Annotated in this window: 9 protein-coding genes; all 9 read right to left on the bottom strand. The window is 50.1% G+C overall.

All coding sequences use genetic code 11. From position 1 onward, the window contains the following. Window positions 1-56 precede the first annotated feature (56 nt). Complete coding sequence (locus tag LEPTO7104_RS40635) at window positions 57-353, bottom strand: hypothetical protein (protein ID WP_071527430.1); 297 nt, start codon at window positions 351-353, stop codon at window positions 57-59. Window positions 354-697: 344 nt separating this feature from the next. Then, the gene (locus LEPTO7104_RS0128870) at window positions 698-1279 is read right to left on the bottom strand and encodes a Uma2 family endonuclease (RefSeq protein ID WP_017302060.1); all 582 of its coding nucleotides are present in this window, start codon (window positions 1277-1279) and stop codon (window positions 698-700) included. 240 nt (window positions 1280-1519) lie between these two features. Continuing rightward, window positions 1520-2083, bottom strand: a complete 564-nt coding sequence (locus LEPTO7104_RS0128865; protein WP_017302059.1) for a hypothetical protein — start codon at window positions 2081-2083, stop codon at window positions 1520-1522. Window positions 2084-2303: 220 nt separating this feature from the next. Further along, window positions 2304-2507, bottom strand: a complete 204-nt coding sequence (locus tag LEPTO7104_RS0128860; RefSeq protein ID WP_225887117.1) for a hypothetical protein — start codon at window positions 2505-2507, stop codon at window positions 2304-2306. A gap of 153 nt (window positions 2508-2660) precedes the next feature. Beyond that, entirely contained in the window at window positions 2661-2789 is a 129-nt protein-coding gene (locus tag LEPTO7104_RS43915; protein WP_017302057.1) for a hypothetical protein, read from the bottom strand. 330 nt (window positions 2790-3119) lie between these two features. Beyond that, a complete protein-coding gene (gene mddA / locus LEPTO7104_RS0128850) occupies window positions 3120-3911 on the bottom strand; it encodes a methanethiol S-methyltransferase (RefSeq protein ID WP_040698045.1) in 792 nt (263 codons plus the stop codon). 209 nt (window positions 3912-4120) lie between these two features. After that, on the bottom strand, window positions 4121-4438 hold the full coding sequence (locus LEPTO7104_RS35885) for a hypothetical protein (RefSeq protein ID WP_017302055.1): 318 nt from the start codon (window positions 4436-4438) through the stop codon (window positions 4121-4123). Window positions 4439-4480: 42 nt separating this feature from the next. Next, complete coding sequence (locus tag LEPTO7104_RS35880; protein ID WP_017302054.1) at window positions 4481-5671, bottom strand: calcium-binding protein; 1191 nt, start codon at window positions 5669-5671, stop codon at window positions 4481-4483. Between the two features lie 480 nt (window positions 5672-6151). Then, window positions 6152-6460, bottom strand: a complete 309-nt coding sequence (locus LEPTO7104_RS0128835) for a YdhR family protein (protein ID WP_017302053.1) — start codon at window positions 6458-6460, stop codon at window positions 6152-6154. Window positions 6461-6514 lie beyond the last annotated feature (54 nt).

Raw genomic sequence — 6514 nt, 5'->3', positions numbered from 1 at the left:
TTTCCGTTGTAACGCCCTCGTCACTCGCTTTAGTAGGGGTGGGAAAATGGACTCGCTCAGGCGCTTACGCGCTTTACTGTACCCCCGGTATCGGCTGACGGCGGCTCTAAGCCCGCCAGGCTCATCCAGGCCACCACCCGCTTGACCGCATGGCTGAGACTGCCATCGACATCAAGAACTTGGGAGATCCAACTCCACAGCACTACCATTGGGGTGTAGAGCACTTGGCGATAGGCGATGCCTTGTTCGTCCACTACAGCCTGGACTTCGGCTTCCGGTAGAACCTTGGCAAAGGGTAGACCGATACTGTTTTGGTATTTCTCCTTGAGGACATCCGCACGATTCGGCATCATAGAGACATGGTTTTGGGCTTCGACGCTTCGATCTTTACAGATCAAGCGCTTGAAGCCTTTTCTGCTCTCTTATGTCAGTGCCATTCAGATATAGATGAGTTTGTCTTCGACGCTCGCGAGTCGAGGCTTGCGACCCCCGCCCACTGACCGTTCTCTCGGCTGCTGGCTACGACGGGGGATGGGCGCTTTGGCAAGCGCCTGGGCAAATGAGGGTTGGAGCGCTGCAAGGGCCTTGAGATTCAGACCTGTCAACGCCCGCAGCAATCGGTCATCTCGTTTGACTCGCTCTAGATCCAGCATCTGGTCACCATCTCAACACCTGTATGGGTGTAGCTAATTGTCCCCTATTTCACAACAGGTCTAATGCGCTGATCGCCCCGCAGCAGTTGCCGGTCGTAACGCCCCTCTGAGTTCAAAATACAGACGGTCAACGTGGGTTGTTTGGGCCGACCAATGAAGAATTCGCCGCCTAGTCCTTGATAGTCGGCAATCCAGTATTCTGGAATGCCCAGGAGGGCGTAGTCTTCGAATTTTCGGGCGTAGTCGTTTTGCCAGTTGCTACTGACAACCTCTGCCACAAATTTGACGGTGCTGCCGAGGGTGACCACGGGCTGGCTGGCCCACAGCGGCTCTTGGGAAAGGGCGGCGCGATTGAGGACGATCACATCGGGGAGAAACCCGGTCTGGTTGGCCAGGGGTTTGATCAGGCAGCGATGGGGGATGAAGTAATCGGCCCCTTGCTGCACGATGTCGTAATTGAGCCAGCGGGCGATCGCCGCCGCCACTTGCTCATGAGGCCCCGTCGGTTCCAAGTCAAACAGTTCTCCATCAATGAGTTCGTAGCGATTGTCATCGCCATACCGAGCTAGAAAATCCTCAAAGCTCAGGGAAATGGGTTGTAGGGAGCGATCGCTTGCGAGTGCCATGGTTGCTCTAGCTGCCCAGTGGAGTGTTATAGGCGAACGTTAGCTTTGCTCCAGTCTATCGCGATATCTGCCAGACACTTGTCAGCAAGGCATATCCATCAACCCTTCCTCTTTGCGGCTCGAATAGTATGTCTAATCAACTTCGCTAAGGCTCCGGTCAGTGCCCCTTGTCTCCTTGCAGCTCTATAGAAACAACCAGAAACCCTCTGTTTAGAAGGTTTCTGGCGGCTCGGCGTGAGCCTATAAACCACGGGTTTGGCGGCGGATGTACTCAGCTTCGGTATCTTCGCCATCGGTCGGGCCGATATATCCAGGTGTGCAGTCGGTGAGCACATTGCGGAGACGAATGTACTCAGCCACCGAGATTTCTTCCCAGTCCTGGGCAAAAGCTATTAGATAGCTCTCAGACTTAAAGCGATAAGCACTCTCATTCTCATCCCATTCACCTCCATCCGAGTACCAATTTTGAGCAACGGACTCAGCAATCTGCTCCATCTGCTGTCCAGCCTCGCCGTGGGCAAGACAATAATGGGTGTACTCCTGCCCGCCGTTGCGCTCAAAGATGGTGACGAGTAGGTAGGAAGCAGCGATCGGAAAGTTCCCAACAGCAGTCAGGTCAGCGTTGCTAAAGGTTTCGACGAAGCCCTTTGGATTGGTCAAGCCGCTGACGACTTTCGGTAGATCAGCGAACCGTACTTGCGATCGCCCTTTGTTTGTCATCAGCACCACCGCTACCCGCCCGTAAGCGAGACTGCGAACATCGGTGACGCGAACAAATTGGCCAGCCTTCAATAGTTCAGACATAAAATTTCCTCATTCAGCAGGGCTTCGTAGCGAAAGCTCCTCTGAATGAGGAAATGACTGTCTTTACAGGCTGTCTCTCGGTGGCGTTAGACTTAGGCGTGAGGGGCTGAACTGAATGCCACCGGGCATAGAGTGAGGCTACAGCCTCTTGCAGGGCCGATAGGCTATATCTTCAAGGCGTCAGCCTCCTTGAGGAGAAGGTTTGCCGCTTCTAAGCGAGTCATGCTGCGGAGGAAAGGGCAGTTGCTGAGAGCACCGGGTTTATCTCCTGGTAGCCTGAAATTCGTTTCAGGAAACTCATAGCATCCTCGCCATCCTGAGCATTCACTGGCCTCAGATAGAGAGTCTCCAAACCATTTTTGAGCCGCTCTAGGGCGAACTTATCAGTCAACAACTTATCCAATACGGCCTGATTGTAGGCCATCCCAATTGGGGTATCGGAGGCACAGAAATAGTGAATGATGTCACGGTTGTCCAACCCACCCAAAATCCAACGGGCTTCGAGGGCGATCGCTGCCTGCTCCCAGGTGAACTTACATCTTAGATCGCCAAACTTTCGGACTCAAGCCCTAACTTTTCAAACACCCTCTAAGAAAATTTTGGCCGATACAAGAACAAAGTCCTTGCTCAAAACCCGAATTTCTAACTCTTTGGGCACAAACTCGTGAAACTGTGTGCCATCAGTAGGATGTGACTCTAAATCCATTGCTTTAGTAGCCATTTCACCGGTTGATCCTACAAAAAAGAGGTCATCAGCAATCAGATGTGTCTAACTCAGACACATCTGAAGCTAACATTGCGGCGTAAAGTCGCGCTTCGCACTCGCGAATTTGGGTTTCGATTTGTGCACTCATGTTTCTCACCATAATCCTGGCTAAACCGATTGTGTCCCTCATCATCAATTGCTCAAATTACTTGTCTTAACCAACCATCAAGGAAATCCTTCAAGCAGACCTATCTTACTCAGACTGCAAGTGTAACCTCAATGCAAGGCCAGCAAGCGGCAAGCGTCACTGGCCTCACCGAATGGAAAGGTCTACGTTTGCTCAGTTTTACGCTGATGGCGGCGAGCAAAGGGAACTAGCATGGGAACCCGACAACGGTAATCAGCGTATGTCTTGCCATAAACATTCAGCAGGTCGCGCTCTTCAAACTGAATGGCAACCAGAATATAGGCCGTTGTAATCAGCGCAAAGACTAGATGTGTCACAGTCATGGTGGGAGTTGGCCAGAAGGCAAACAGCCAGCCCACATAGAGCGGATGACGCACATACCGGTAAGGCCCCGGCGTAGCGAACTTGAGTTGGGTATATTCCTTACCCTGCAAATAGAGCCAGACCTGCCGTAAACCAAACAGATCAAAGTGATTGATCAAGAAGGTTGTCATCAATACCAGCAACCAGCCAAATGCAAACAAAGCATAGAGAATGGCTACCCCTGAGAAGTTTGTGACATTCCAGATGGAGCCGCCAATGGGTTGCCATAGATAAAACAGTGCAATTAAGCAGAGGCTAGAAAACAAGACATAGGTGCTTCGCTCAACGGATTTAGGCACAAACCGAGTCCACCAGTTCTTAAAGCCCTGGCGAGCCATGACGCTGTGTTGAATGCCGAAGACTCCCAGTAAGGCAGCATCAATAATCAAAGCATTGATCCAAGCAGTCTCGGGCGCTGAGTCGATCGAACGGGGAACTATGAAATTTCCTACAAATCCGCAGGCATATAGAAACGTCAACAAGAAGATCGCATAGCAGACTAAGCCATAGAGAAACACTGCTAGTCGGGCAATCTTGTCTTTTCGAGTCAGCGAGAGAGTTTGTGTTGTCATTGGGTTTATCTCCATTTTGGGTAATTGGTAATTTGCTAAACGCAAGTGAGATAAGAATGAGAACATCCCATTTTTGTGAATATGCTCTGTCATTCCTACGGAAGTGAAAATCTATTTGAGAGCCAGATATCTGAAGTGGATTCCCGCCTGCACGGGAATGACAGACAAGTCATTCAGCAAAGCAATGAATTTGCATATTTGGGATACACTCAATTGGCCAGATAAAGCGAATTGGGTATCTCTGCTATTGGCACCGGCCCAATGCCATCACAGCGGCCGCTAAAACCCAGCTCAAACTCTTCGGCAAAGCGGCGAAATAGGCGAATGTGTTTACTCTCCTCTTCCGCAAAGTGGAGCAACGCCTGCGTGGCGATGATGTCGTTCAAGCCCGTGGTTTTGACCTGGTTGAGCACAGAGGGCACAATGGCCTCTTCCACCGCCCCAAATAGGTGCAGATAGCTGTTGCCGCGAATCTGATCTGCGATTGGATAAGACCGATCGCAACGCGTTAAGCAACGCTCAAGCAATCAACTTAAACTCAACAAACGCAGCATCGCAGATCGCTGGATTTAGACGAACGTGAAGCCAGTTTGTCCTACGGAGGTATCTGCTACCACACCAATAATGTCACCCTTGTAGTAGATGGCAGTGTCAAAAGCTGCACCCCCTGACCATTGTTCATTCCTGAGGGTGTAATCTGAAAAAGCGCCTTTTAACTGGATTTTATCGCCCTGCTGTAGACTAAAATCTACAATTACAGCATGTCCACTCTGATAACCATCAAAAACAGTGTCATAGTTGGTGTAGTGAACATCCGTGGATGTGCCTAAAACAAAAGTGTCAGCTCCTGCACCACCGAAAAGTGCATCATATTCATTCGCCGTGTAGCCATAACCAGCCAAGGTGTCGTTACCATTCAGTCCGTAAAGGTAATCACTGCCAACAGACCCGTACAGAGCATCACTGCCATCTGCACCATACAACGTATCATTTCCATACCCGCCATCCAGATATTTCTGGGCAGTGTCATTGAGGCCGGTTGCGGTTGAGATGCCACCTACTAAGAGGTCATTACCATCGCCGCCAAAGAGGTAATCATTGCCAACGTTACCGTAGAGAGTGTCATTGCCGACATCGCCATAGAGATGGTCATTGCCAGCGTTGCCGTAAAGTCTGTCGTTACCATCGCCGCCATAAAGGTAGTCATTGCCAGCGCCACCATCCAGGTAATCATCGCCAACATTCCCGTAAAGAGTGTCGTTATCGGCATTCCCATAAAGGGTATCGTTGCCATCATCACCCACAAGGTAGTCGATGCCAGCGCCACCATCTAGGTAATCATCGCCACTATTACCGTAAAGAATGTCGTTATCGGCATCCCCATAGAGGGTGTCATAGCCATCCCCACCCACAAGGTAGTCATTGCCAGCATTACCTTGGAGGAAGTCATTACCCGCATCCCCATAGAGGGTGTCATTACCGTTGCCCCCGTAAAGGCTATCATTGCCATTGCCACCCGTGAGGAAGTCATTGCCAGAATATAAGGGCGTACCGCCATCATCGCCGTAGAGGACGTCATTACCCTCCCCACCAGCCAGGTAGTCATTACCCGCAAGCCCATAGACAATGTCATTTCCGGCTCGCGCATCGATCCAATCATCCTTGTTTGTACCCGATAGCCAAGATTTATAGTTGAAGGGCCAGTAGGGACCATTGTAGGTGCCGTTATCGTTGTAGTTTGTGCCGTAGATTGTTGCCATTTGTGTTTTCTCCGTTGATGTATTGTTTGATATTCACTGGTTGGTTCATTCGTTGCAGAATCAGATTGCATGGCAGACCAAGCCTTGGAGAAATGCGGCCAGTCGCACAATCTTTTCTTTTTGGATATGTAGAAGTGTTTATGCCGTCATTTTTTGTCTCCTGAATCTGAGAAAAAAGCTTACAAGGCAGGCGAATTTGATCCAGAGCAATCTACTGTGATGTGATGCGTTGAAACACTTCCACAGCAGTGGTCTGAATGCACTTTCTTTGGCTCTACCAACGTTTCAACCTGGAAAAACCACTCAGGCTTCGCAGTTTTTGGCCGAAACTCTCAAGAGCCATTTTTGTTCTGCTTTATGAGCTTTGCTGGTGGTGGTAATATGAGTAAACTTGTCTGCGGTTTCTCGCAGAGTGAAGGAATGCTACCGCATCTATTTCTCAAAACGTTACCGTTGCTTTTGACACCTTTATAGGAGAAGTCAGTTGTAATAAGGCGAGTTCAAGCAACGGCTTGCTGCTTCGGTGACATTGCCATCAAAGATTCGGGTTGTAAAGGCCGCCCCAATTTCTCTGGCTGCTGTTGGAAAGTAGTCGTAAGCAAATGCTTGAGCATTTTCGAGCGAGTCAAACTCATAAAAGCCACCCAGCGAGTTGTTTTGAACGCCACTCAGCCATGTCTTGCTTCGAAGACCGGGCTGCGCCCGCAAAGTTGGCGTGAGTTCACGCCAGGGAGCTTGATCAAAATGAACCGAAAACTGTACCTCGGTGTAGACAAAAAACTTGCCCATTACTTTGCTCCTGGGTTAGTTGACGCAGGGTTTTCAGTCTGGGGTAGGATGACC

This window comes from Nodosilinea nodulosa PCC 7104 (genome assembly GCF_000309385.1).
In the GTDB taxonomy this organism is placed as follows: Bacteria; Cyanobacteriota; Cyanobacteriia; order Phormidesmidales; family Phormidesmidaceae; genus Nodosilinea; species Nodosilinea nodulosa.
The sequence above is the reverse complement of the archived record's forward strand: the minus strand, read 5'-3'. Positions and strand labels throughout refer to the sequence as shown.